Origin of the sequence: Nocardioides epinepheli, from assembly GCF_037936805.1 — a bacterium.
In the GTDB taxonomy this organism is placed as follows: domain Bacteria; phylum Actinomycetota; class Actinomycetes; order Propionibacteriales; family Nocardioidaceae; genus Nocardioides.
The window spans coordinates 83,258-108,804 of record NZ_JBBMMC010000012.1 but is presented as its reverse complement, the minus strand read 5'-3'; the positions used below and the strand labels follow the sequence as shown (position 1 = coordinate 108,804).

Annotated in this window: 25 protein-coding genes; 19 read left to right on the top strand and 6 right to left on the bottom strand. The window is 70.7% G+C overall.

Features of this window, described 5'->3' with window-relative positions; genetic code table 11:
* Positions 1-54: 54 nt before the first annotated feature.
* The gene (locus WMR31_RS16360; protein ID WP_340539940.1) at positions 55-1,413 is read right to left on the bottom strand and encodes an FAD-dependent oxidoreductase; all 1,359 of its coding nucleotides are present in this window, start codon (positions 1,411-1,413) and stop codon (positions 55-57) included.
* A 162-nt stretch (positions 1,414-1,575) separates the two neighbouring features.
* Here WMR31_RS16360 and WMR31_RS16355 point away from each other — a divergent pair, with 162 nt between their 5' ends.
* The 12 genes from WMR31_RS16355 to WMR31_RS16300 all read left to right on the top strand — a co-directional run bounded on the left by WMR31_RS16355 (position 1,576) and on the right by WMR31_RS16300 (position 12,525).
* Positions 1,576-2,367: an enoyl-CoA hydratase/isomerase family protein gene (locus tag WMR31_RS16355; protein ID WP_340539939.1), complete on the top strand. Its 792-nt coding sequence runs from the start codon at positions 1,576-1,578 to the stop codon at positions 2,365-2,367.
* 28 nt (positions 2,368-2,395) lie between these two features.
* Complete coding sequence (locus WMR31_RS16350; RefSeq protein WP_340539938.1) at positions 2,396-2,770, top strand: Zn-ribbon domain-containing OB-fold protein; 375 nt, start codon at positions 2,396-2,398, stop codon at positions 2,768-2,770.
* Positions 2,770-3,918, top strand: coding sequence for a thiolase family protein (locus WMR31_RS16345; RefSeq protein ID WP_340539937.1), 1,149 nt, complete (start codon positions 2,770-2,772; stop codon positions 3,916-3,918). The genes WMR31_RS16350 and WMR31_RS16345 overlap by 1 nt, the downstream gene beginning before the upstream one ends.
* 1 nt (position 3,919) lies before the next feature.
* A complete protein-coding gene (locus tag WMR31_RS16340) occupies positions 3,920-5,119 on the top strand; it encodes an acyl-CoA dehydrogenase family protein (RefSeq protein ID WP_340539936.1) in 1,200 nt (399 codons plus the stop codon).
* Positions 5,116-6,102 carry a phosphotransferase family protein gene (locus WMR31_RS16335; protein ID WP_340539935.1) on the top strand — a complete coding sequence of 329 codons (987 nt, stop codon included), beginning with the start codon at positions 5,116-5,118 and terminating at the stop codon, positions 6,100-6,102. The genes WMR31_RS16340 and WMR31_RS16335 overlap by 4 nt, the downstream gene beginning before the upstream one ends.
* A 22-nt stretch (positions 6,103-6,124) precedes the next feature.
* Positions 6,125-7,348, top strand: a complete 1,224-nt coding sequence (locus WMR31_RS16330) for an acyl-CoA dehydrogenase family protein (protein WP_340539934.1) — start codon at positions 6,125-6,127, stop codon at positions 7,346-7,348.
* Positions 7,345-8,100 (top strand): SDR family NAD(P)-dependent oxidoreductase, encoded by a 756-nt coding sequence (locus WMR31_RS16325; protein WP_340539933.1) that lies wholly within the window; start codon positions 7,345-7,347, stop codon positions 8,098-8,100. Before WMR31_RS16330 ends, WMR31_RS16325 begins: the two co-directional genes overlap by 4 nt.
* 25 nt (positions 8,101-8,125) lie before the next feature.
* Positions 8,126-8,884 (top strand): SDR family NAD(P)-dependent oxidoreductase, encoded by a 759-nt coding sequence (locus WMR31_RS16320; RefSeq protein WP_340539932.1) that lies wholly within the window; start codon positions 8,126-8,128, stop codon positions 8,882-8,884.
* Positions 8,881-9,957 carry an NAD(P)-dependent alcohol dehydrogenase gene (locus WMR31_RS16315; protein ID WP_340539931.1) on the top strand — a complete coding sequence of 359 codons (1,077 nt, stop codon included), beginning with the start codon at positions 8,881-8,883 and terminating at the stop codon, positions 9,955-9,957. Before WMR31_RS16320 ends, WMR31_RS16315 begins: the two co-directional genes overlap by 4 nt.
* Positions 9,957-11,459 (top strand): class I adenylate-forming enzyme family protein, encoded by a 1,503-nt coding sequence (locus WMR31_RS16310; protein WP_340539930.1) that lies wholly within the window; start codon positions 9,957-9,959, stop codon positions 11,457-11,459. The genes WMR31_RS16315 and WMR31_RS16310 overlap by 1 nt, the downstream gene beginning before the upstream one ends.
* A gap of 54 nt (positions 11,460-11,513) precedes the next feature.
* The gene (locus WMR31_RS16305) at positions 11,514-12,134 is read left to right on the top strand and encodes a TetR/AcrR family transcriptional regulator (protein ID WP_340539929.1); all 621 of its coding nucleotides are present in this window, start codon (positions 11,514-11,516) and stop codon (positions 12,132-12,134) included.
* A 73-nt stretch (positions 12,135-12,207) separates the two neighbouring features.
* Positions 12,208-12,525: an EthD family reductase gene (locus WMR31_RS16300; RefSeq protein ID WP_340539928.1), complete on the top strand. Its 318-nt coding sequence runs from the start codon at positions 12,208-12,210 to the stop codon at positions 12,523-12,525.
* Between the two features lie 120 nt (positions 12,526-12,645).
* Here WMR31_RS16300 and WMR31_RS16295 read toward each other — a convergent pair whose 3' ends face one another.
* Together WMR31_RS16295 and WMR31_RS16290 are read right to left on the bottom strand one after the other, a co-directional pair.
* Entirely contained in the window at positions 12,646-13,035 is a 390-nt protein-coding gene (locus WMR31_RS16295) for a hypothetical protein (RefSeq protein ID WP_340539927.1), read from the bottom strand.
* Positions 13,036-13,078: 43 nt separating this feature from the next.
* Positions 13,079-13,450 (bottom strand): nuclear transport factor 2 family protein, encoded by a 372-nt coding sequence (locus WMR31_RS16290; protein WP_340539926.1) that lies wholly within the window; start codon positions 13,448-13,450, stop codon positions 13,079-13,081.
* 95 nt (positions 13,451-13,545) lie between these two features.
* Here WMR31_RS16290 and WMR31_RS16285 point away from each other — a divergent pair, with 95 nt between their 5' ends.
* Genes WMR31_RS16285 through WMR31_RS16275 form a run of 3 tightly spaced genes read left to right on the top strand, consistent with a single transcriptional unit; the run spans position 13,546 to position 17,961 of the window.
* Complete coding sequence (locus WMR31_RS16285) at positions 13,546-15,180, top strand: MFS transporter (RefSeq protein ID WP_340539925.1); 1,635 nt, start codon at positions 13,546-13,548, stop codon at positions 15,178-15,180.
* Positions 15,181-15,981: an SDR family NAD(P)-dependent oxidoreductase gene (locus WMR31_RS16280; RefSeq protein WP_340539924.1), complete on the top strand. Its 801-nt coding sequence runs from the start codon at positions 15,181-15,183 to the stop codon at positions 15,979-15,981. It begins immediately after the preceding gene.
* Positions 15,982-16,014: 33 nt separating this feature from the next.
* Entirely contained in the window at positions 16,015-17,961 is a 1,947-nt protein-coding gene (locus WMR31_RS16275) for an oxidoreductase (protein WP_340539923.1), read from the top strand.
* A gap of 19 nt (positions 17,962-17,980) precedes the next feature.
* Here the strand turns inward: WMR31_RS16275 and WMR31_RS16270 are convergent, their stop codons facing one another.
* Complete coding sequence (locus tag WMR31_RS16270; protein WP_340539922.1) at positions 17,981-18,730, bottom strand: SDR family NAD(P)-dependent oxidoreductase; 750 nt, start codon at positions 18,728-18,730, stop codon at positions 17,981-17,983.
* Between the two features lie 152 nt (positions 18,731-18,882).
* Here WMR31_RS16270 and WMR31_RS16265 point away from each other — a divergent pair, with 152 nt between their 5' ends.
* The 3 genes from WMR31_RS16265 (at position 18,883) to WMR31_RS16255 (ending at position 22,906) form a co-directional block, all read left to right on the top strand.
* Positions 18,883-19,932: an extracellular solute-binding protein gene (locus tag WMR31_RS16265; protein ID WP_340539921.1), complete on the top strand. Its 1,050-nt coding sequence runs from the start codon at positions 18,883-18,885 to the stop codon at positions 19,930-19,932.
* A 66-nt stretch (positions 19,933-19,998) separates the two neighbouring features.
* Positions 19,999-21,723 (top strand): ABC transporter permease, encoded by a 1,725-nt coding sequence (locus tag WMR31_RS16260; RefSeq protein ID WP_340539920.1) that lies wholly within the window; start codon positions 19,999-20,001, stop codon positions 21,721-21,723.
* A gap of 61 nt (positions 21,724-21,784) precedes the next feature.
* Positions 21,785-22,906: an ABC transporter ATP-binding protein gene (locus WMR31_RS16255; protein WP_340539919.1), complete on the top strand. Its 1,122-nt coding sequence runs from the start codon at positions 21,785-21,787 to the stop codon at positions 22,904-22,906.
* 85 nt (positions 22,907-22,991) lie between these two features.
* Here WMR31_RS16255 and WMR31_RS16250 read toward each other — a convergent pair whose 3' ends face one another.
* Positions 22,992-23,948 (bottom strand): zinc-binding dehydrogenase, encoded by a 957-nt coding sequence (locus tag WMR31_RS16250; RefSeq protein ID WP_340539918.1) that lies wholly within the window; start codon positions 23,946-23,948, stop codon positions 22,992-22,994.
* A gap of 65 nt (positions 23,949-24,013) precedes the next feature.
* Between WMR31_RS16250 and WMR31_RS16245 the strand changes: the two genes are divergently transcribed.
* Complete coding sequence (locus WMR31_RS16245; RefSeq protein ID WP_340539917.1) at positions 24,014-25,036, top strand: NADP-dependent oxidoreductase; 1,023 nt, start codon at positions 24,014-24,016, stop codon at positions 25,034-25,036.
* Positions 25,037-25,041: 5 nt separating this feature from the next.
* Here WMR31_RS16245 and WMR31_RS16240 read toward each other — a convergent pair whose 3' ends face one another.
* Positions 25,042-25,488 (bottom strand): SMI1/KNR4 family protein, encoded by a 447-nt coding sequence (locus WMR31_RS16240; protein ID WP_340539916.1) that lies wholly within the window; start codon positions 25,486-25,488, stop codon positions 25,042-25,044.
* Positions 25,489-25,547 lie beyond the last annotated feature (59 nt).

Sequence of the window (25,547 nt, the reverse complement as noted above, 5' to 3'; positions counted from 1 at the left end):
TCTGAACGGACTGGGCCGCCCCGCAGCACGCGGGGCGGCCCGAGTCCGTGTGGGTCACTCGCCGGAGGAAGGGGCCCCGGCGCTCTCGGCGGCCGCCAGCCCGAAGACGATCGCCGCGGCCAGACCGCCGGCGTAGGCGCGGTTCCAGAGGCCGCCGGTGTCGGAGCCGGCCGCGAGCAGGCCGGGGATCGGCCGGCCGTCGGAGTCGAGCACCCGGGCGTGGTCGTCGATGAGGATCCCGGTGAAGGGGAACGTGATCGCGGGGATCGTCTCGATGACGTAGTAGGGCGGCTCGAGAAGGGGCGCGGGGTCGAGTGCGCGGCCGGGCTCGAGCGTCCCGGACGCCGCCGCCTCGTTGTAGCGCTCGATCTCCGCCCGGATCGTGGGGCCGTCGTAGCCCCAGTCCTCGGGCAGGTACTCCAGCTCCTCGAGGGACTCCGCCAGGCCGGTGCGGCCGCCGCGCCGGGAGGCGAGCGCGAACTTGTCCACGCTGACCGCGCCCTCGACGTAGGCCGGGACCATCCAGTCGCGGTAGACCCGGCCGTCGGCGATCAGCAGTCCACGGGCCTCGGGCTGCTCCATGAGGGCGACCGTGGTGAGGTGGTCGCCGAGCGTCTCGTCGACGAAGCGTCGGTTCTCCAGGTTGAACAGCAGGGCGTGCTCGCTGTAGTAGAGCGAGAGGTCGACGAAGTCGCCGGAGTCCTTGAACGGCACCCCGCTGGGCACGAGGTGGCCGTAGAAGCCCGCCTGCTCCGGCCCGACGGCGGCGCCGACGGCGGTGGCCAGGCGCAGCCCGTCACCCTGGCTGTGCGGGTTGGATCGAAGCGGCATCTCGCCCGCGCCGGAGCCGAGATAGGTCTCGCGCAGCTCCGCACTGCCCTGGAACCCGCCGGTGGCCAAGACGGTGTGGCGTGCCGTGATGTCCAGCTCCTCGCCGGAGGAGCGGCGGACCCGGGCGCCGACGACCGCGCCGTCGCTCTCGAGCAGCTCCTCGGTGACGGTGTCGATCAGGACCGACCCGCCGGCCTCGGTGACGAGCCGGCGGCAGGTGTCGACGTAGTGGTTGGTGTCGAACTCGTGCCCGCGCCCGAAGGAGAGGATCCGCTGGGCCGGCTTCGCTTCGACGCCCGTACTGCGGATCCACTCCACGGCTGCGGCGAAGTCGTCGACCAGGCGGCGCTTGAGGGCGGCATCGCCGTTCGGGTTCTGCTGGTCCATGACCTCGTGGTCGGGGGCGGTCCAGATGTAGCCGGCGAACCGGCCCGAGCCCCCGACGTCGGCGCCGACCTCAACCACGACCACCCGCTGCCCGTCGCGGGCGGCGCGGGCGGCGGCGGTGAGCCCGGCCATGCCGCCGCCGATGACGAGCAGGTCGGTCGTGAGATCGGTGGGGCGGTCGGTCGCGTGGTCCATGCGCGCAGTCCTTAGTGAGTGGGGCCGCGGTGAGCGACCCGGGGCATGAGGGCTTCCACGGTAGAATCGAACTCACTTCAATTCAAGTATTGACGGCGACCCTCGGCGGACCCATACTAAAGTGAATCCAGTTCACTTTGACCGCTCAGAAGGGACACCATCATGGTTGTCGACACCGATCACGTCCTCCTCGAGAAGGACGGCGACGTCGCGCGAGTCTGGCTCAACCGGCCGCACAAGAAGAACGCCGTCACCGTCGAGCTGCTGCACCGCCTCGACGAGATCATCAAGGAGGTCGACGAGGACCCGAACCTCAAGGTCCTCGTGCTGCGCGGGGTGGAGAACCAGTTCTGCTCCGGCTTCGACCTCGACGAGCTGCTGTCGGACTTCATCGGCACGACCACCGCGATGGACGTCGCCGTGCTCTCGGCCGAGGTCTGCGACCGCCTGTACTCGATGAAGACCCCCTCGGTCGCCGTGCTCGAGGGCTACGTCACCGCCGGCGGCTTCGAGCTGATGATCTCGTGTGACTTCGCCATCGCCTCCGACGACGCGAAGATCGGCGACTTCCACATCCGCCGCGCCCTGTTCGGCGGCGCCGGCCCGATCTACCGCCTGCCGCGCATGATCGGCCTGCGCAAGACCAAGGAGCTCATGCTCACCGGCAAGCTCATGTCGGGCAAGGAGGCCAAGGACTTCGACCTCATCAACGAGTCGGCCCCGGCCGAGGGGCTCGACAAGGCCGTGGAGGAGTTCATCGCTCCGATCATCGACAAGAGCCCCTACATGATGCGTCTGACCAAGATGGCCATCAACCAGGGTCTCGACGCCGACGTCCGCTCGCTCATGATCATGGAGCACCTCGCGGTCGGCAACGCCCTGCAGTCCGAGGACGGCAAGGAGGGCGTCCAGGCGTTCCTCGAGAAGCGCGAGCCCAAGTGGGTCGGCCGCTGAGGCTGGTCGAGCGATCGAGGACGTCGACGTGACTGAGCTGGGATCCCTCGCGCTCGAGGGGAGCCGATGTGCCGCCTGCGGCAACGTCGCGTTCCCCTCGGCGCGAGGGTGCCAGCGCTGCGGCGGCACGATGGAGCCGGTGACTCTCGGCAGTCGCGGGACCGTCTGGGGCTTCACGATCCAGCGCTTCGCGCCGAAGTCCCCGCCCTACATCCCGCCGGCCGACGGGTTCCGCCCGTTCGCCGTCGGCTATGTCGAGCTTCCCGAAGGCGTGAAGGTCGAGGCGATCCTCGACTGCGACGACTTCGCCCAACTAGAGGATCACGCAAGCGTGGTGCTCGTGGCGACCGAACCCGTCCCACGCTTCGCCGTGGACACCGCCATTGACACTGAGGAGAGCTGATGGCACCGGTCTCGATCATCGGCGCCGGCCTGTCGCCGTTCGGGCGGCAGCCGGGGGTCACGGGACGCGAGATGGCCGTGACCGCGATCCAGACAGCCCTGCGCGATGCGGGGCTGGAGTGGGGCGACGTCCAGGTCGCCTTCGGCGGGAGTGACGGCGCCGGACTGGCCGACACGCTCGTCGCCGAGCTCGGCCTCACCGGGATCCCGTTCACCAATGTGAAGAACGGCTGCGCGACCGGCGGCAGCGCGCTGGTGAGCGCGGTCAACGCGATCCGCTCCGGTCAGGCCGAGATCGCCCTCGCGGTCGGCTTCGACAAGCACCCGCGTGGAGCCTTCGACCCGCGCCCGGAGGACTGGGGTCTCGGCGCCGGCTACGGCGAGGCGGGCCTGATGGTCACCACGCAGTTCTTCGGCATCAAGATCGCCCGCTACATGCGCGAGTACGGCATCAGCGACCAGACGCTGGCCGCGGTGGCCGCCAAGGCCTATCGCAACGGTGTGCTCAACCCGAACGCGTGGCGTCGGGAGGCGATCAGCGAGGAGGACATCCTGTCCGCCGACATGGTCAACGACCCGCTGACCCGCTACATGTTCTGCTCGCCCGGCGAGGGCGGCGCGGCCATCATCGTCGCCAGCGAGTCGGCCGCGCGGCGTAGTGGACTGCGGCCCGTCACGCTCCTCTCGGTGGCCGCCCGCACCCGGCAGTTCGGCTCGTTCGAGGTGTTCAGCCCGGCGATCCAGGGCACCGGAGCGCCCACCAGCGTCAGCGCCGCCGCGGCGGCCGCCGCCTTCGAGATCGCCGGCGTCACGCCCGACCAGATCGACGTCGCCCAGCTCCAGGACACCGAGAGCGGCGCCGAGGTGATGCACCTGGCCGAGGCCGGGTTCTGCAAGGACGGCGAGCAGGAGGACCTGATCGCCTCCGGCGCGACCGAGATCGCCGGCTCCCTGCCGGTCAACACCGACGGCGGCTGCATCGCCAACGGCGAGCCGATCGGCGCCTCGGGTCTGCGGCAGGTCCACGAGATCGTCACCCAGCTGCGCGGGGAGGCCGGAGAGCGTCAGGTTCCCGGGAACCCCCGACTCGGCTTCACCCACGTCTACGGCGCCCCCGGCGTCAGTGCCTGCACCGTCTTGGGAGTCTGAGATGACCACGCCCACTCTGGAAGCCTTCCTCGACGACGCGCGCACCTGGCTGAGCTCGATCGCCTCACCCCGCACCACGCGGGCCTGGGGCGAGGGCTCGGACTCGGTGGCGGTCTTCGAGAACTGGACCGCCGAGCAGGAGCGCGCTGAGACCGACCGGATCCGCGAGTACGAGCAGGCGAAGTTCGACGCCGGCTTCGGTGCGATCACGTGGGGCGAGGAGTACGGCGGCCGCGCCCTGCCGATCGCCTACCTGGTGGCCTTCCGGCGCCTCGAGGACGAGTTCGACGTGCCGCGTCGCACCGAGATGTTCCCGGTCACCCAACAGCTCATCGCACCGGCCATCGCCCAATGGGGGACCCCCGAGCAGCGCGAGCGCTACGTGCGGGCGATGGTCCGCACCGACCTGATCGCCTGCCAGCTGTTCTCCGAGACCGAGGCCGGCTCCGACCTCGCCGCGGTGCGCACCAAGGCGACTCGGCTCGAGGACGGCAGCTGGCGGCTCGACGGGCACAAGGTCTGGACCTCCGGCGCACCCGTCGCCGACTACGGCATCGCCGTCACCCGCACCGACCCGGACGTCGCCAAGCACGCCGGACTCACCGTCTTCATCGTCCCGATGGACGCTCCCGGCGTGGAGATCCGCCCGATCCGGCAGATGACCGGCGGCTCCTCCTTCAACGAGGTCTACCTCGACGGCGTCGTCCTCTCCGACGAGTACCGCCTCGGCCCGGTCGACCAGGGGTGGAAGGTCGCACTGACCGTGCTGGCCTCCGAGCGCCTGGACTCGGGCAACCTCGGTCTCGAGAACGCCGACCAGGCGATCGAGCTGGCCCGCAACCTCGGCCGCGACCTCGACGCGCTCGAGCGGGACCAGGTCGCCGACCTGCTGACCCGCAGCTATGTCCAGCGCCTGACCGGGATGCGCGTGGCGGCCGCCGTCGTCTCCGGACAGGACCCCGGCCCCGAGGCGTCGGTCGGCAAGCTGCTGGCCACCGACACGATGGCCCGCACCTCCGAGGTCGCCCGCGCCCTGCTCGGGCCCGAGGCCAGCGTCGACTCCGGCCGCTGGGGCACCTGGGCGTGGACCGAGCACATCCTCGGTGCGCCCGGCTACCGGATCGCCGGCGGCACCGACGAGATCCAGCACAACATCATCGCCGAGCGGGTTCTCGGACTTCCTCGGGAGCCCCGTCCATGAACGCGGCGACGAACGAGGCGCCGTACGAGGAGATCCTCGGCCCGCGGATCGCGGAGAGGCTGCGCGCCGAGACCGACCTGACCGACATCGGTGAGCTGGCCGTGCTGCCTGGGGGGCATTCCGGACTGACCTACCGACTGCCGGTCGGGTCGGGGCGCGACGTCGTGGTCAAGGCCGTCCCGCGCGGCCAGCGCTCGATCGGACGCCACGACATGCTGAAGCAGGCGCGCATCATGGTCGCGCTCGCGCCGACCGACGTCCCCGTCCCGGCGGTGGTCGCCGTCGACGAGACCGAGCCCGCCTGGTTCGCCGTCGAGTTCGTCCACGGCGAGTCGATCGAGCCAACCCTCGACGACCCGGAGATCGACCCGGCCCGCGCGGCGGCGCGGATGAGCCGCGCGGCGCAGATCCTGCCGCGACTGCACCGGGTGCCGCTGGACCTGCTGCCTCCCGGTGCCGAGACGCTCGCACCGGCCGAGGAGCTGGCCCGGTGGGCCCGGACGATGGGCGCGGTCCCCGAGGAGCTGGTGCCCGGCGCCACCGAACTGCAGGCGAGGTTGGAGGCGGCCGTGCCCAGCGCACTCGAGCCGACCCTCGTCCACGGCGACTATCGCCTGGGCAACATCATCTGCACCGACCTCGAGCCGCGCGCCATCATCGACTGGGAGATCTGGAGCATCGGCGACCCGCGCGTCGAGCTCGGCTGGTTCCTCGTCTTCGCCGACGGCTCGAACTTCCCCGGCGTCGGGCGCGACGTGCCCGGCCTGCCGACCGAGGACGAGCTCCTCGCGGCCTACACCGACGGCGGTCCGGCGCCGGACGCGATGGACTGGTTCAACGCCCTCGGCCGCTACAAGATGGCCGCGATCATGGGCCACAACCTGCGCCGCCATCGCGAGGGTCGGCACGAGGACCCCGACCAGGAACGTCTGCCGGACACCATCGTCCGGCTCATCACCAGCGGACTCGAACGACTCGGCTGAGTCGGCGTCAGGAGGAGAAGCCATGGACTTCGCGTTGTCACCGCGGACCGAGGAGCTGAAGGTCGAGCTCGAGCGGTTCATGCAGGAGCACGTCTACCCGGCCGAGGCCGTCTACGACGCCCAGGTCGCCGCCAACGAGAACCCGCACGAGCAGCCGCAGATCATGCGCGACCTCCAGAAGCTCGCACGCGAGCGCGGGCTGTGGAACCTCTTCATGACCCACGGCGATCGCGGAGCCGGGCTGACCAACTGCGAGTACGCCCCGCTCGCCGAGATCGTCGGTCGCTCCATCATCGGCAACGAGGCCATCAACTGCTCCGCGCCCGACACCGGCAACATGGAGATCCTGGCGATGTACGGCACGCCGGAGCAGCAGGAGCAGTGGCTCGACCCGCTGCTGGCCTGCGAGATCCGCTCGGCGTTCGCGATGACCGAGCCCGCGGTCGCGAGCTCGGACGCCACCAACATCACCTCGACGATCCTGCGTGACGGCGACGAGTACGTCCTCAACGGCCGCAAGTGGTACACCTCCGGCATCTTGGACCCGGACTGCAAGCTGATCATCTTCATGGGCAAGTCCGACCCGGACGGTCCGACCTACCGTCAGCAGAGCATGATCCTGGTGCCCACCGACGCACCCGGGATCGAGGTCGTCCGCGACCTCCCGATGTTCGGCTACCAGGACCGCCTCGGGCACGGCGAGGTGCAGTTCACCGACGTGCGCGTCCCGGCCGCGAACATGCTCGGCGAGGAGGGCGACGGCTTCAAGATCGCCCAGGGCCGGCTCGGCCCGGGTCGGATGCACTACGCGATGCGCGCGATCGGCTTCGCCGAGCGAGCCTTGGACATGATGTGCGAGCGGGCCTTGTCGCGGGTGGCGTTCGGGGAGCCGCTGGCCCAGCGCGGCGTGGTGCGCGAGTGGATCGCGCGCAGCCGCCTGGAGATCGACCAGATCCGGCTGCTGACCTTCCGGGCGGCCTGGCTGATGGACACCCAGGGGAACAAGGCCGCACGCTCCGACGTCGCGGCGATCAAGGTCGCCGCCATGGAGACCGCCCACCGCGTCGTCGACCGGGCCGTGCAGACCTACGGCGCCGCAGGGGTCAGCGACGACACCGTGCTCGGCCGGCTCTTCGCCATCACCCGCGCCCTGCAGATCGCCGACGGCCCCAGCGAGGTCCACCTGCGCACGATGGCCCGCCTGGAGCTGAAGAAGCACCAGCAGCACCAGGAGCAGCGCTCATGAGCGGGGAGCTGACAGGGAAGGTCGCCCTGGTCACCGGAGCCACGCGCGGGCTCGGACAGGCGATCGCCGAGGGGCTGGCCGCCGACGGCGCCGCCGTCGTCGTCTCCAGCCGCAAGGCCGAGGCCTGTGAGTCCGTCGCCTCCGACATCGCCGACAAGTACGGGGTCGAGACGATGCCGCTCGCCCTGCACGTGGGCCAGTGGGAGTCGATCGAGCCGGCCGTGGCCAGCGTCATCGAGCGGTTCGGGCACCTCGACGTCGTCGTGAACAACGCCGGCATCGCCCCGCTCGCCCCCTCTCTGCTGGAGGTGAGCGAGTCGCTGTTCAACAAGACGATGGAGGTCAACCTCAAGGGCCCCTTCCGGCTCATGGCGGTGGCCGGCACGCATATGGCCGAGCGCGGCGCCGGCTCGATCATCAACATCTCCAGCATCGGCGCCGAGCGCCCCAGCCCCGCGGAGGCGATGTACGCCGCGGCGAAGAACGGCCTCAACGCCTTGACCCGGGCCTTCGCCCAGGAGTACGCCCCGCACGTGCGGGTCAACTGCGTGATGCCCGGCGCCTTCGAGACCGACATGTCGGCCGACTGGGACGAGGACTTCCTCGGCCTGGTCACCCGCAACCTGCCGGCCGGGCGACTGGGCCACCCCGCCGAGGTCGCCAGCATGGTGACCCACCTGGCCAGCGATCGCGCCGGATACACCACCGGCGCGCTGATCCCCGTCGACGGCGGCCGTACGGCCGTCTACTGAGCGTTCGCAAGGAAGGCACTGACCCGTGGACCCCTCGAAGATGTTCGACCTCACCGGCCGGGTCGCCATCGTCACCGGAGCGTCGTCCGGGCTCGGCGAGGGCTTCGCGCGCACCCTCGCCGCGGCCGGCGCCACCGTCGTGGCGGCCGCCCGTCGGGTGGACCGGCTGGAGCAGCTGACCGCCGCGGTCCCCGGCATCGTCCCGGTGCGGTGCGACGTCACCGTGGCCGGGGACCGCGACGGCCTGGTCGAGGCCGCCTCGGCGTGCGGGCCGATCGACATCCTGATCAACAACGCCGGGATGCCCGGCGGACCCGACGCGCTGAGCGAGACCGTCGCCGAGTTCGACACCCTGCTCCAGCTCAACGTCGTGGCCGGCTTCGCCCTGTCCGCCGCCGTGGTGCGCTCGCTCCCCGACGAGCACGGTGCCTCGATCATCAACGTCTCCTCGGTGGTCGGGCTCGGCTCGACCGCGCCCATCGGCGGGGCCGGCTATGCGGCCTCGAAGGCCGCGGTCATCGGGATGACCCGCGAGCTGGCCGGCCAGTGGGGTCGCCGTGGTGTCCGGGTCAACGCCGTCGTCCCGGGCTGGTTCGACACCGAGATGACCGACGGGCTGTTCACCAACGAGAAGTCCGCGAACTGGGTGCGCCGCGGGACGATGCTGAACCGCGGCGGACGCGAGGGCGAGGTCGACGGCGCGGTGCTGTTCCTGGCCTCCGACGCCTCTTCCTACGTCACCGGGCACATCCTGTGCGTCGACGGAGGGTGGACGGCGAAGTGACCGACACGATGCTCGCGGTGCGCTTCGAGGCCTGGGGGGAGCCCGCCCGGCTGCGCGAGATCCCGATCCCCGAGCCGCGCGCGGGTGGCGTCCTGCTCGAGGTCACCGCGGCCGGCATGTGCCACTCCGACCTGCACGTCGTCGACTCGCCCGAGGGCCGGCTGCCCTTCGAGCTGCCCTTCACCCTGGGCCACGAGGTCGCCGGCACCGTCATCGGCCTGGGTGACGGCGTCGACGCCGCCTGGCTGGGACGTCAGGTCGTCGTGCACGGCATCTGGGGCTGCGGCACCTGCCGGCGGTGCCGTGCGGGCCGGGAGAACTACTGCCTGGCGCGGCCTCCGGCGATCGGCAACGGCCTCGGCTACGACGGTGGCCTGGCCGAGTACCTCGTCGTCCCCGACACCCGCTATCTCGTCGCTGCCGACGGCCTCGACCCGGTGGCGGCCGCGCCGCTCACCGATGCCGCACTGACGGCATTCCACGCCCTGCGTCCCCAGTGGGACGGCTTCGACGCCGACTCGCGGGTGCTGGTCGTGGGCGCGGGCGGCCTGGGTCACTTCGCGGTCCAGCTCCTCGCGACGACGCCGGCCACCATCGTCGTCGTCGACCCCAAGCCCGCCGCGCGTGAGCTCGCCAGCTCGCTCGGCGCACATGCCGTGCACGAGGATCTCGAGGAGGTCGCCCGAGTCGCCGACTCGCCGATCCGGCGCTTCGACGCCGTCTACGACTTCGTCGCGTCCGAGAGCACGATGGCCGCCTGTGTCGCTCTGCTCGCACCGGGTGGCTCGTCCTCCGTGGTGGGCGGCGCCGGGGGAGTGCTCCCGGTGGGCAAGGACCTCGGTCTCCCTCAGGGGTGGTCGGTGGCGGCACCGTTCTGGGGGCCCAAGCCCGACCTCGAGACGGTCGTCGGGCTCGCCCGGGAGGGCGCGATCAGCGCCCATGTGGAGACCTTCGCGCTCAGTGAGGCGATCGAGGCCTACGAGCGGCTCAGGGCCGGTGAGATACGTGGCCGCGCGGTCGTGGTGCCCGACCGCACCGCCACGGAAACAGACGAATCCAGGAGGATGGACTGATGCGGGTGCTTGCCGAGGAGTTCGCGACGCGGACCGCCGCCGACCCGGACCATGTGGCCGTCATCGACGCCGACGGAGCACACCGCGCCGCCGACGTCTGGTCGGCCGCCGAGGCGCTCTCCGCGACCATCGCGGACGTCGTCGAGGGCGCCCCGACCGTGCTGGTGCAGGCCGACAACTCCTGGCGCACCCTCGTGACGGCGCTGGCGGTCGGCCGGCTCGACGGCTTCCTGGTCGTGTTCAGCGGCCATGCGACCGCCCACGAGTTCGACCTCGCACTCGAGGACGTCGGTCCCGACGTCGTGATCGCCTCCCCGCACTGCCTGGAGACCTGGGACGCGGCGAGCAAGGGTTTCCAGGCCGAGGCGAGCGCGCTGGACGGCTGGACCCTCCGGGCCACCGGCGGGGCCACCCGCGGCACCGAGCGGTGGCGCGGCGGCGCCGCGGTCGCGATGACCTCGGGCTCGACGGGACGTCCCAAGTGCGTCGTGCAGTCCGAGTCCGCCATCCGGTTCGCCGCCGGTGCCACGATCGACGCCGTCGGCCTCGAGCCCGGCGACCGGGTCGGCGCGTTCGTGCCGCTGTCGTCGGTCGCCGCACTGTGCTTCGGGCTCTATCTGCCGGCCATGCTCGGCGGCACCATGGTGTGCCTGCCGAAGTGGAACCCGGCCGACGCGCTCGACCTGATCGGCCGCGAGCAGGTCCGCTGGACCATGCTGGTGCCGACGATGGCGCTGCAGTTCGCCATGGTCGACGGCGCCGAGGGCGGCCTGTCGTCGCTGAAGGCGATGACCGTCGGTGGCGGCCCGATGGACGCCGGCGCGCTCGGTCGCGCCGAGGACCTGCTCGGCACCAGGTTCCTCCGGGTCTTCGGCATGTCGGAGTGCCTCGGGCACACCACGCCCTCACCTTCTGACCCCGCCGAGATCCGGCTCGACCGGGACGGCCGGCCGTTCCCGGGGATCGAGGTCCGCGTCGTCGACGAGCATGATCACCCGCTTCCGACCGGCGCGGTCGGCCGGGCGCAGGTCAAGGGCCCCTCGCTGTTCACCGGCTACGCCCGCGACGGCGCCCCGGTGCCCCCGGAGCTCACTCCCGACGGGTTCTTCTTCACCGGCGACCTCGCGCGGGTCAACGAGGACGGCACGATCAACATCGTCGGCCGGGAGAAGCAGATCATCATCCGCGGTGGCCGCAACATCGACATCAACGAGGTCGAGGCGGCCGTGGCCTCGGTGCCCGACGTCGTCCAGGTCTGTGTGGTCCCGGTGCCCGACGAGATGCTCGGCGAGCGAGCGGCGGCACTGGTGGTCACCCGGAGTCCGAGCCTGGACCTCGAGACGGTCAAGTCCCACCTTGCGGCCAGCGGCGTCCCGAAGCACCACTGGCCCGAGTTCGTCTTCCCGGTGGCCGATCTGCCGCAGAACCGGGTCGGGAAGCTGGCCCGCAACGACGCGGTGAGCCTGGCCGCGCGGCTCGCGAAGTCCGCCGAACGGTCCTGAACTGACGTCAAGTCGCCTAGACTCGTGTGACTGCCCACGAAGAGGAGAAGGCTCATGGCCCGCCAATCGCAAGCGACCGAGGGGCCGCGCTCCAAGCGCGGACTCATCCTGAGCGCCGCGATCGAGAGCTTCGGCGACGACGGCTTCGAGCTCACCAAGTGGGCCTCGGTGGCCGACAAGGTCGGAATCGGCCAGACCGCGCTCTACCACTACTTCGAGTCCAAGGTCCACTGCCTGCTGACGATCATGAGCACCGAGCTCGAGCGCTCCTCGGAGCGCTTCGACCAGGCGGTGGCCGAGGGTGACACTCCCGCCGACCAGCTGCGCGCGGCCGTGCGCGCGGCGTTCGACGTCACGCCGCAGGAGGTCCTGCAGATGCGGATCCTGCAGAGCCACATGGATCTGCTCGCCACGCCCCGGCAGTCCGAGCGGGAGGAGGCCGAGCGCCAGCACGCCCGGGCACTCGTGCGGAAGGTGGAGAAGAACTGGACCGATCTCGTCGAGCGCGGGATGGCCTCGGGCGACTTCGTCGAACGCGACGCCCAGCAGACCAGCCGCGTCCTGCTCGCCCTCGTGGTGAGCGTGTGGCGCTGGTACCGCACCGGCGGGCCCACCAGCCTGGAGGAGATCCGCGACTACATCGGCGACGCCTCCCTGCGACTGGTCGGTCCCTGAGTCTCGCCGCCGAGCACTCGGCGGGGACGCACGCCCCCTGTTCCTAAACCAAATTCAGATCAGGAGATTAGCGATGTACAACCTCATCTTGATGGCCTCCCGCCCCGAGGACTGGACCCACGAGCAGTTCATCGAGTGGTGGCGCGGCGAGCACGCCGAGCACACCTACCCGCTCCCGGGCCTGCGCCGCTGGCTCCACACCGACGTCAAGGAGGCCTTCGAGGAGCGCTCCCAGGGCTGGGACGGCGTCTCGATCCTGAGCTTCGACACCAAGGAGGACCTCGACGCGGCGCTGGCCAGCAAGGAGTGGGCGGCCGCGGTCGCCCACGTCGGCGACATGCGCGGCCACCGCATCGCCGTCACCGGCGAGGAGCGGATCATGGTCGACTGACTCGATCGCCGAGTCGGCCCCGCGCTGACCGCCCGACACGGGACCGAAGGGCCTCCCTGGAGCTGCTGCTGCGGGGAGGTCCTTCGTCGCGTCGTCTGGCCTGCGGTCGCCCGTCGGCGATCAGTCGGTGAACCGCACCTGGGGGGTGCGGCAGATCAGCAGCCGGCGGACCTTGCCGGTCTCGGCGTCGAGCTGGGCACTGGCGTTGAACGAGGCCTCGAACGAGCCGTCGCGGCGGGTCTCGCCCAGCACCAGCTCGGTCTGGTCGACCCGTGCGCCGTCGAGGATGTGGTGGGTGAGCACGCTGACCTCGCGCTGCTCGAGATAGACGACCAGTCCGGCGCGGTCCCCGGTGAACTCGGCGGCCTGGTCGGCCCCCTTGGAGAACAGGATCGAGAGGGCGAAGTCGTCGGTGATCATGTCGAGCACGCGCTCGGGAGTGGTCGAGTCCATGATCTCGAACCAGTCGCGCAGGAGCGGCGTGGCATCGGCGGTGGTCGTCTGGGTCATGGGGCTCTCCTCTGCCTGGCGGTGACGGGGTGTCGGGTGCGGGTCACTCGGGGATGAGGCCGAGCTCGGGGTCGAAGGCGACCTGGTAGGCGCTGATGAGGCCGTCGGAGCCGACCCGGGCCGAGGCCAGGAAGTGCCCGGTCACGGTCTGCTCGTCCTCCACGACCGAGCCGTAGACGAACTCGACGTCCTCGGACACGGCCGAACGCTTCGGAACGTGACGCCGTACGACGTCGCCCCGGCCGGACAGGTAGTCGACCAGGCCCTGGCGGCCCTCGCCGCGCACGGCGCGGGCCGGAAGCAGGATCGCGAAGCGCACGTCCTCGGCGACGAGCGTCATCGCGTCGTCGATCCGGTCGGCGTCCACTGCGGCGTAGTACCGCTCGAGGGTGGTGGGTGAGGCGAGAACGGACATGACCTGAATTTAGTTCAGTTGACCCTGGTTGTCCAGCGTCCGGGTGTGATAGGTATAGGCGACCGAAGTGATTTCAGTTTGCACCCGGAGGCGACATGGCGCCCGCACCGCGCGACGACGGTCCTCGTGCCGCGCTCGCGGTCGGCAGGTTCCGGTTCCTGATCACCATCCAGCTCGTCAACGCCGTCGCCGTATGGGTCCATGTCGTCGCGGTGCAGTGGACCCTGACCGAGCGCGGCGAGTCGGCGACGATCGTCTCGCTGGCCCCTGCCGCCCTGGCACTTCCCTTCCTGGTGCTGGCGCTCCCGGCCGGGGTCGTGGTGGGCTATGCCGCTCGCGAGCGCCTCATGATGTGCGCGGTCTCGGCCTCCGCGCTGGCCGCCGCCACCGCGGTGGTGGTCGTCGGTCCCGGCGACGCGGGCACCTGGCCGCTGCTGGCCACGGTCCTCGTCGTCGGTCTCGCGCTCGTCGTCGTCGGCGTGGCCTGGCAGTCCCTGCTGCCGGAGACCCTGGAGCGCCCCCTCGTGCCGGCGGCCACCGTCGTCGACGGCGCGGTCTACAACATCGCGCGTGCGGTCGGACCCCTCGGTGCCGGGGTGCTCCTGGGCCTCCACGGCCCGGGGCTGGCCTTCTCCACGGTGCTCCTCCTGTTCGCCTCGTGCGCCCTCGCGCTGGCCGTCGTCCAACGGCGCTGGCCGGGCCGGCGCAACCCGCGGCGTCCGATCCTGCCGGCCATCGCCGACTCGCTCCGCTTCGTGCGCCACTCCCCGTGGACCAAGCGCCTCCTGGTCCGGATGACGATGTTCGGTCTTCCGGCCAGCGCGCTGTGGGCCCTGGTCTCCCTCGCCGCCCACGACCGGCTGGGGCTCGGGTCGGCCGGCTTCGGCGTCCTGATGACCCTGCTCGGGATCGGTGCGGTGGCAGCGACCGTGGTGCTGGCGCCGCTGCGCCGACGTCTGAGCGTGCGCGACTTCGCCGCGCTCGGCTCGGTCGGCTACGCCCTCACTCTCATGGTGCTCGGTGTGGCCACCCAGCTGATCGTCGCGGCCCCCTTCCTGGTGATCGGCGGATTGGCCTGGGTGGGCGTGCAGAGCACCTGGATGATGCTTGCCCATCAGGCTCTCCCCGACTGGGTGCGCCCCCGGGTGATCGCCCTGCTGCTCCTGCTCTTCCAGGGCACCCAGGCGATCGGGGCGCTGGCCTGGGGGGTGGTCGCGGACCTCGTCGGCCTCTCTCCGGCACTGCTCCTGGCAGCCGGCCTCATGCTCGTGTCGGTGGCCGTGCTGCTGCACTCCGGGCTCGGGTCGAGTGTGGGCATCGAGCCGTTCCCGGGCGAGCCGGATGCGGCCGCCACGGCCGCGATCGTCGCGGCGACCCACGAGGGTGCGCTCGAGGTCAGCTACACCTACGAGGTCGACGCCGAGCAGGTGCCGCAGTTCCTCGACGCCATGGCCCACCTCCGACGGCAGCGGCTGCGGCTGGGCGCGCGCCATTGGCAGCTCGCCCGTGGGGCGCCCCCGGATCCGATCTCGACCCGGTCCCGCACCGAGTCCTACACCGAGTCCTATGCCGTGACCAGCAGGCACGACCTCCTCGAACAGGAGACCGTGCGCATGACCGTCCCCGAGCAGCGGGTACGCACCGCCGTGACGACCCGGAGCGTCCGGGTCGCCGGACCCCGACTGCAACCGCGCGTCGCCGCGGGAACCGACTCGACGAAGGAGAAGTAGATGAACCAGCAGGAGGCTCCGGCCGGACGCTTCGCAGGCCAGGTCGCGCTCGTGACCGGCGGCGGATCGGGCATCGGCGCCGCCGTCGCCCGCCAGCTCGCGGCCGAAGGCGCGGCGCGGGTCCACGTCGCCGATCTCAACCTGCCCAACGCCACCGCGGTCGCCGATTCGATCGGCGGCCGGGCACACGCCGTCGACGTCGCCGACTCGGCCGCGGTCGACCGGCTGGTGGCAGACGTGCTCGCCGACGGCGACCGGCTCGACGTGGTCGTCCACACCGCCGGCGTCGACGACCCGGACGCCAAGGCGCGCATCCTCGCCGCGCAGGAGTCCGGCGATCCGGTCGATGTGCTGTGCGAGCTCGACGACGAGGCGTGGCGCAGGGTGTGCTCGATCAACCTCGACGGCACCTTCCACGTGCTCCGTGCCGCCGTGCGCGCGATGCGGCCGCGGGGTGGGGGAGCGATCGTCACGGTGGGATCGTCCGCGGGCTTCGACACCCTCGTCGGCTACCCGCACTACGCGGCCTCCAAGGCCGGTGTGCACGCCCTCTCCCAGTCGGTGGCCAAGGAGGTCATCGCCCACGGGATCCGTGTCAACACCGTCGCCCCCGGCCCGGTCGACACCCCGATGGCGGCCCGCACGCCCGAGGCGGTCCGGAAGGCCATGGAGAAGTCGGGAGCCATCGGCTACGCCTCGGCGGAGGACCTCGCAGACACCATCTGCTACCTCGCCTCGCCCACGGCCAAGAACATCGTCGGAGCGGTGTTGTTGAGCAATGGCGGCCGATTCACCGTCTGAGCAGCCCCGACCCAGCGCACGGAAAGTCGCATCATGAGCTCTGAGTTCCCGCACGTGTTCTCGCCCTTCAGCATCGGCGCCATGTCGGTGAAGAATCGGCTAGTGGCCCTGCCGGCCGGCACGAGCATGGCCGAGCGTGGTGTGCCGACCCACGGCGACACGGACCACTTCGAGCGGCTGGCCGCCGGGGGAGTCGGCATGATCATCGGGGGCGCCACGGTGGTGCACCCGACGACGACCCTGCGCTCGCGCAGACTCGTCGAGGCCTACCTCGACGAGTTCGTGCCCGCGGCACGCGCCAAGGCCGAGGCCATCCACCGGCACGGGGCGAAGTTCGTCGGACAGCTCTGCCATCTCGGACGTGAGTTCATCGGCGGCGAGTCCGACTCGCCGCCGGTCGCACCGTCGTCGATCAAGACCGTGCGGGACGCCTACCCGCCCCACGAGCTGACCCACGCCGAGATCGACGACATCGTCGCGGGGTGGCGTCTGTCCACGGAGAACCTGGTCCGCGCCGGTGCGGACGGGGTGGAGATCCATGCCGCCCACGGCTACCTACCGGCCCAGTTCATGTCGCCGCTCACCAACCACCGCTCCGACGACTTCGGCGGGTCGTTCGAGAACCGGATGCGCTTCCTGCACCTGGTCATCGAGGCGATGCGGTCGGTGATCCCCGAGGGCTTCGTGCTCGGCGTCCGGCTCAGCGGCGAGGAGGAGATCCCGGGCGGGATGAACATCGACGACTGCGTGCGGATCGCGGAGGACCTCGCCGGACGCGGTGTCGACTACTTCAGCATCACCCACGGCACCCGCGGCAAGTACGTCAAGGACGCCACCCACCCCGACGCCGTCGCCGTGCCCTCGGCCGCCCGGGTGAAGGCCGCCACCGGGCTCCCGACCCTCGTCGGCCAACGCATCCGCGATGTCGCGACCGCCGAGCACATCGTGAAGACCGGTCGCGCCGACCTGGTGGGGATGGCGCGGGCGCTGATCGCCGACCCCGACCTGCCGGCGAAGTCGGAGTCCGGCCGCCTCGACGAGATCCGCGGCTGCCTCGGCATCAACCAGGACTGCCGCGCCTTCGACCCCCACCTGCACTGCGCCGTGAACGCCGAGATCGGCAGGGGGCGCCATCCCTCGGTCGGCGTGCCCGTCGAGAGGCCGCGAGAGGTCTATGTCATCGGAGGCGGACCAGCGGGACTCGAGGCCGCCCGCGTGGCTGCGGGTCGGGCGCACAGCGTGACGCTGTTCGACGCCGCCCCGCACCTCGGTGGGGCCGCGCGCGTCGCCGCGGCGTCCCCGCACCGGGCTACTTTCATCGACCTGATCGACTACCAGGAGCGTGAGCTCAAGCGCCTCGGAGTCGAGGTGAACCTCGCCGCGCCGATCGACTCCGACGACTTCGAGGAGATCCTCCAGATCGCCGATCACGTGGTGGTCGCCACCGGATCGACGCCCGCACCGCCACCCGCGGAACTGGGCGACCGGCCGTTCGCGACCGTGGACGAGGCCATCCTCGGAGCTCTCGACCACGAGGGTGAGCGGCGGGCTCTGGTCTATGACGAGGGTGACGGCTTCTGGCCGGCCTACAGCGCCGCCGAGGCGCTTGCGCAGTCGGGCTGGCAGGTCACCCTCGCCACGCCGCTGACCGGACTCGCCACGCGGATCCCGGCAGAGAGCGCGGGTCCGCTGTTGACCCGCCTCGGCGTCGCCGGCGTCGACCTGCGGGTGGCCACCCGCCTCGAGGTGCCTGAGGACGCGGCGGCGTCCTTGCGCCTGGAGCCGCTGTTCGGCGGCGACGCCTCGGACCTCGGCCCTGTGCTCACCGTCTGGCACCGTCCCCGGCTGCCGGTGACGCCGTTCGGTCCGCTGGGCCGCGGCTTCGCGGACGGGAAGGTCAGCGTCATCGGCGACTGCGTCACCCCGCGCCGGGTCAGCCACGCGGTCGCCGAGGGTTACCGGCTGGGCGCGGAGATCTGACCTGCGTCAGATCCCTGGCTCAGCGGGCGGTCCAGCCGCCGTCGGCGTAGACCTCGGCTCCGGTCATGAAGCCCGCGTCGTCACTGCCCAGGAAGGCGACGGCGCCGGCGATCTCCGCCGGCTTGCCCAGGCGACCCATGGGGGTGTTGGCCAGCATGCCGCGGTGCCGCTCGCTTCCCTCGAACCGCTCCAGCAGCTGGGCGGTCTCGATGAAGCCCGGGTGCAGGGAGTTGACCCGGACGCCGCGCGAGGCCCAGTGCAGGGCGGCGTTCTTGGTCATCGTGCGCACCGCCCCCTTCGCGGCGTGGTAGGCGATGCTGTTCCCGAAGCCGCCCACGCTGCCCAGGATCGAGGCCACGTTGACGATGGCCCCGCCGCCGGAGCGCTCGATGAGCGGCCCGGTGTGCTTCATGCCCAGCCAGACCCCGGTCTGATCGACCGCGACGACCTGGTCCCACTTCTCGAGCTCCTCGTCCTCGACGGTCGCGATGCTGCCGATCGCGGCGTTGTTCACCACGACGTCGAGGCCACCCCACTCCGACTCCAGGCGGGCGGTGGCCGCTCGCCACTGGTCCTCGTCGGAGACGTCGAGCTCGAGGGTCAGGTGTCCAGCGCCCGGGAGCGACGCGGCGAGCTCGGCGAGGCTCGTCCCGGCGAGGTCGGCGACCGCGACGCGGGCACCCTCCTCGGCCAGACGTCGGGAGATCTCGGCCCCCAGCCCGCCGGTGGCTCCGGTCACCAGCACGCGTCGGTCGGCGTATCGCATCATCTGGATCCTCGTCCTTCGATCGTGGTCGCTCAGCGAACTGAATTGAATTCAATGAAGTTTTTGCTTGTCAGGGGAGTGACGCGCGCCATACAGTCTACCTGAACCAACTTCACTTTAGCGGCCCAGCCGCCATCCCCTGAGGGAGAAAGACCATGAACGCGAAGCGACTGTCGGTGGTGGCGGCCGGAATGTTGGCCCTGGGTGCCTTGAGTGCGTGCGGAGGTGATGACTCCGGGACCGAGCTCGCGGGCAGCTGGGACGAGATCGTCGCGGAGGCGAAGAAGGAGGGCGAGGTCACGATCTACTCGACCCACGCCCCCGACAACCTCGAGGCGCTGAAGAAGGCCTTCGAGAAGAAGTACCCCGAGATCAAGCTGACCTACGTGCGCGGCACCGACGCCGACATCCTGCCCAAGGTCGAGACCGAGAAGCAGACCGGCAAGGGCACCGCGGACGTGCACATGACCACCGACGCGGCGTGGATCCAGAACGCCACCGACCAGGGCTACAACGTCGAGATCGTCGGCCCGGACTTCGACGAGACCGACTACAACCGCGCCGAGAGCGTGCTGGACGACAAGTGGTTCCTGACCAGCGCCACGGTGTTCGGCTTCGGCTGGAACACCAGCAAGGTGCCCGGCGGCCTGCGCACGGTCGAGGACATCCTCGACCCCGAGATGGGTGACGGCCGCCTCGGCATCACCAACCCGGCCGGCATCCCGACCTACGTCGACATGTACCGCCGGATCAACGAGGACTGGGGCGGCAACTTCGTCGAGGATCTCGCCGGGCAGAAGCCGCGCGTCTACGAGAGTGCGGTCGCGATCGGCCAGGCCATCGCCTCCGGTGAGATCTGGGGCTCCCCGACCGCGGCGACCACGCTGCTCACCGAGAAGGAGAACGGCGCTCCGGTCGACTTCGCGGTCCCGGAGAACCCCTTCGGCGTCCCGTGGTACAGCCAGGTGCTCGAGTCCGCGCCCCACGCCAACGCCGCCCAGGTGCTCGCCGACTTCCTGGTGACCCCCGAGGGCCAGGCCGCGATCTCGCACGACTACATCGCCGTCCTTCCCGACATCGAGGGCACCGGTGTCCCGGGTGCCGACGTGCTCGCCCAGGACGTCGAGCTGCCGGACCCGGCCACGCTCGACCAGGACTCGGTCAACGCCTACCAGCAGGAGTGGGAAGCCGAGTTCCAGGGCTGACCGCGGCGGTCGCCGCGGACATCGGTCCGCGGCGACCTCCTTCGACCACGACCACGAGGTGACCCCATGACGACGACCGAGACGAAGCCCGCGACGAAGACCGCGACTCGCGCTCGACCACGGCTGCGCGCCGACTCGGCGACCTGGCGAGGACGACTGGGCTACGCGGCGCTGATCCTTGTGCTGGGGTACCTCATCGTCGTACCGCTCTACAAGCTCCAGTCGCTCGCCTTCTCCGACGGCGCGGCCGGCTACGAGGCCCAGTACGGGCGCCCCGACATCGGGGAGACGCTGCGCACCACGTTCGCCCTGGCGCTCGGCTCGCTGGTGATCGCGATGGTGCTCGGCACCATCCTCGCCTTCGCCACGAGCCGGCTCCCCAGGCGGATGGGCTTCCTGAGGATCGTGCCGCTGCTGCCCATCGTCATGCCGTCGGTGGCCAACATCGTCGGCTGGGCCTTCCTGCTCTCGCCCGGCCCTGGCTACCTCAACGCGCTGCTGCGTCACCTGCCCTGGTGGAGTGGGTCCGACACCGGTCCGATCAACGTCTACAGCACGACCTGGATCATCATCATCACCGGCTTCGGACTGACGTCGTTCGTGTACCTGTTCGTCAGTGCCGGCATGCAGAACATCGGCTCCGAGCACCTCGAGGCCGCCGAGATCAGCGGGTCCTCGACGATCGGCGTGTTCTTCAAGGTGGTCCTGCCGCTGCTGCGGCCCTCGCTCGTCTACGGAGGCGGCGTCGCGCTGCTGCTCGGCCTCGGCCAGTTCACCGGGCCCCTGCTCCTCGGACAGAACGAGGGGGTGAAGGTGCTCACCACCGAGATGTACCGCAGGGTCTCGGAGTCCCCGACCAACTTCGCGGCAGCCGCCGCTGCCGGATCCCCCCTGGTGATCTTCGGGCTACTCGTCATCTTCGCCCAGCGGTACCTGCTCGGTAACCAGACGCGCTTCGTGACCCACGGCGGGAAGTCGTTCGCCCCGACGCACGGCCGCTCGGCATGGGCGGCGGTCGTGGTGGCCGTCTACGGTCTCGTCGCGCTGGTGCTCCCGCTCATCGGGCTGATCATCGTCTCCCTCTCGCCCTACTGGTCCGCCGATCTGTCGTGGGACCTCTTCACACTCGACAACTACCGGGCCCTGTTCGACACGCCGGGCATCGTGGAGTCGGTGGTCACCAGTGTCGTGACGTCGCTCGCGGCGGTGGCGATCTGCGTCCCGTTGGGGCTGGGGGTCGCCCAGCTGATCGTGCGTCGGCGTGACCTGCCGATCCTCCGGCTGCTCGGCGACGTGATCACCGCGCTGCCACTGGGCATCCCCGCCGTCATCTTCGGTGTCGGCTTCCTTCTCACCTACACCCAGGGGCCGTTCATCCTCTACGGGACCAAGACGATCATCGTGCTGGTCTACGTGGTGCTCATGGTCCCGTTCGCCACGCGCATGCAGCTGACCGCCCTGGTGTCGATGGGCAACACCTACCAGGAGGCGTCCGCCGTCAGCGGCGCCGGACCGCTCGAGACCGCGTTCCGCGTCACCCTGCCGATGCTCAAACCGGCGGTGTTGAGCTCGGTCGCGCTGATGTTCATCCTGCTCACCCACGAGTTCGCCGCCTCGATCATGGTGCGCTCGGCCACCACGCAGGTGATGGGAACCCTGCTCTACGACCACTGGACCAACGGCTCCTACCCGCTCGTCGGAGCCATGGCGATCTTGATGTCGGTCGTCACCGGTGCCGGCGTCGTCATCGCCATGATGATCGGCGGCCGCAACGTGCTCGACAACCTTTGAGCTTCGAGCTCAACCAACCAAGGCCAACAGGGGTGGAGGACCCCGGAACAGGAGTGACCCGATGGCCGAGAAGTTCCGAGTCGAAGGACTCAACAAGTCGTACGGATCCAATGTCATCGTCGACGACCTCAACCTCGAGATGGACGAGGGGGAGTTCCTGGTCCTGCTGGGCCCCAGCGGGTGCGGCAAGACCACCACGCTGCGATGCCTCGCCGGACTGGAGACCCCCGAGAGCGGCCTGATCGACTTCAAGGGCCGTGCGGTGTTTCACTCCGACCGCCGGATCAACGTCCCGGCGCACAAGCGCGACATCGGCATGGTCTTCCAGTCCTACGCCCTGTGGCCGAACATGACCGTCCGCAAGAACATCGCCTATCCCCTGAAGGTCAGGAAGATGCGCGATGCGATCGACAAGGGCCGCGTCGAGGAGGCGGCCGAGATGGTGCACTGCGGTCACCTGCTCGATCGCTATCCGGCCCAGCTCAGCGGCGGTCAGCAGCAGCGGATCGCCGTCGCGCGCGGCCTCGCCGCGCGTCCGGACCTGGTGCTCTTCGACGAGCCGCTGAGCAACCTCGATGCCCGGCTGCGTGACCAGGTGCGCACCGAGATCCACCGCCTGCACGAGAGTCTCGGCTTCGGCGCGGTCTTCGTGACCCACGACCAGTCCGAGGCGTTCGCGCTCGGGGATCGTCTGGCGATCATGCGCGCCGGGAAGATGGAGCAGGTCGACACTCCGCAGCGCGTCTTCGACAACCCGGGCACCGAGTACGTCGCCGAGTTCATCGGCATGTCGAACCGGCTCGAGCTGCACCGCTCGGCGCAGGGCTGGCGGACCAAGTCGGGCGTCGACCTCGATCTGCGCCGCGATGTGCCGGACGTCGAGGGCGTCGTGGCCCGCATCTGGCCCGATGACGTCGAGCTCTACCGGGACGCCGACTCGGTCCCCACCGGCATGCTCGCGCTCAAGGCCGAGCTGCTCTCCTCGGAGTTCGGCGGGCGTCACTACGACGTGGTGGTCGCGGCCGGCCCGGAGGAGTTCCGGCTTCGCGCCAACAGCGCCCTGCACGGCGCCTGGCTGCGCCAGGCCGAGGAGGGGGAGCCCGTGGTGATCGCGCTGCGTCCCGAGACCATGCAGATCTACCCGCTCGGTGCGGCCACCCCGGTCGTCGCCGGAGCGGCCTGATCCACGGCGGCGCCGCGGCGGTCGTCCTCCACGCGCCGCGGCGCCGGCGTTCACCCGGCGCCGCCCGCGGGCGGTGGGGATCCGGTCAGGCGCCGGTCGCCACCAGGCGACCGGTGACCTGCCCCGAGCGGAGCCGGTCGATCCCGGTCGGGATCGACTCGAAGTCGAGGGTCTCGATCATCGGCACGATCTGGCCCGCAGCGAGATAGCGGTACACCCGCGCGATGTCGTCCTTGGTGCCGCCCGAGGACCCGCGGATGACCGCGAGCTGGTGGATGACGTCGGCGGTGTTCAAAGTGGTGTCGACCGCTCCCATCCCGACCATCACGATGGTCCCGCCCTTGCGGATGGCATTGACGGCGGCGGCGGTCGTCGTGCCGAAGCCGGCGAAGTCGACCACCGCGTCCAGTCCGCGTCCGATCAGCTCCTCCGCGCTCTGGTACACCGCGGTCACGCCGAGGTCTTCGCCGAGGGCGACGGCGGCCGGACTGGTGTCGGCGGCATGGACCTCCGCTCCCAGCAGCACGGCGATACGCGCGCCGAACTGCCCCAGGCCGCCGAGGCCGATGATCCCGACCCGCATTCCGGGCCGCACTCCGGCCACCTCGGCCACGGCATGGTGCGAGGTCATCCCGGCGTCGGTGCCCGCGGCGGCCAGGTCCCACGCGAGGTCGTCGGGGACCGCGACCAGGTCGCTCGCGGGGGCGACGGTGAATCTCGCGTACCCGCCGTCCCGGCTGTAGCCCGGCACGGTGGCGCCCAGCGGGTGCACGCCCACCCGGTCCCCGGCACTCCAGGAGGTGACCTCGCCGCCGACCTCGACCACCTCGCCGGCGATCTCGTGTCCCAGGGTGATCGGGTTCCGGGTGATGTTCGCAGCCCACGTGGGCTCGTCCAGCTCACCGACGTCGGAGTGGCACATGCCTGCCGCGCGTACCCGGATCAGGACCTCCTGCGGCCCCGGCGTCGGGATCGGTACCTCGTTGCGGACCAGCGGGCGTCCGGTGCCCGTCCATTGCCACGCAGGCATTGTCTGTGTCATAGAACTGAAGTTAGTTCGGTTACCGCACGGTGTCCAGCAGTGGGCCGGCCGATCGAGGGAGATCCGTGAACAGCAGTCAGGTACAGGTCAAGGTTCTGCCCCCCGCCGAGGTGCGGCCCGAACACTTCGAGGTCGTCGACGTCGAGCTTCCCGAGCCGGGTCCGGGGGAGGTGCTGGTCCGCAACACGTGGACCTCGGTCGACCCGGGTCTGCGCCTGCGACTGCGCGCGGACGCCCCCGAGGGCTACTTCGCCGCCTTCCCCGTCGGGCAGGCCATGGACGGCATCTTCACCGTCGGCGTGGTCGAGGCCTCGCAGGCCGACGCCTTCCCCGTGGGCAGCACCGTCTGGCACTCCTACGGGTGGCGCACCCATGCGATCGTCGCCGCCGACGAGGTCGCGATGAACGGCATCGCCAACCTCCGCGTCCTCGACGCCGAACGCGCACCCGCACAGGCCTACCTCGGCCCGCTCGGCGCCATGGGGCTCACCGCCTACGCCGGCCTGCACGTCATCGATGCCCTCGATGCCCGCGGCACCATCTGGGTCTCGGCGGCGGCAGGGGCCGTGGGCAGCCTGGTGTGCCAGATCGCCCGGCTCACCGGTCTGCGGGTCGTCGCCAGCGCCGGGACCGACGAGAAGGTCGCCTGGCTGCGCGACGTCGTCGGCGTCGACGCCGCCTTCAACTGGCGCGAGCGCCCCCTGGGCGAGTCGCTGGGGGAGGTCGCTCCGGAGGGACTCGACTTCTACTTCGACGGCGTCGGCGGCGACCACCTCGAGGCGGCCCTGGGGGCGATGAACAACGGCGGGCGACTGGCCCTGTGCGGGTCGATCTCGGAGTACGAGGGCGAGCCGGTCGGCCCACGCAACCTCTTCCTGGCCACGTCGAAGAACCTCACGCTGCGCGGCTATCGAGGCAGTGCGCACCTCGACCTTCTCGAGGAGATGCAGGACCGGCTCGGCGGGTGGCTCGCCGATGGTCGGCTCACCTATCGCGAGAGCGTCTACGACGGGATCCGGTCGGCTCCGGTGGCGTTGGCCGACATGATGGCCGGGCGCACCACCGGCAAGACGCTGGTGCGGATCTGAATCGGTCAGGCCGCGTCGTCCACGCAGTCGGCCAGGAGGGTGGCGAGATCGGGGGCGAGGACCTCGACCGTGCCGTGGTCGTGGTCGAGCAGCCGGATCTCGCCGTCGGGGGCGATGAGGATCGGATTGCCGGCCTCGTCGGTGGCGATGACCAGCCCGCCGTCCAGGCCGGTGTCGGCGATCGCGCTCAGGCCGGCGAAGGCGCACCGTGCCCACTTGGTGAGGTCGACGCAGGTGTCGAGTCCGAGCAGGTCGGCGTTGTGGAAGGCGCGGATCGACACGCCGCAGAAGCAGCCGCCCCAGCGGGAGACGAACTCGACGTAGTCGTCCGGCGGCCGCACCCCGATCTCGGCGAGCAGCGAGCGTGTCTGGTCGGGCGGGGTGGGGCAGCCTGCGCCGTAGCGTTCCACGGACCGGTCGATGCGAGCGACGAGGGCGGGATCGAGCGCCATGGCCCGAGCCTACGCGGACCCGCGCTGCGCGGCACCCGTGCTGATACCTCTTGATACTT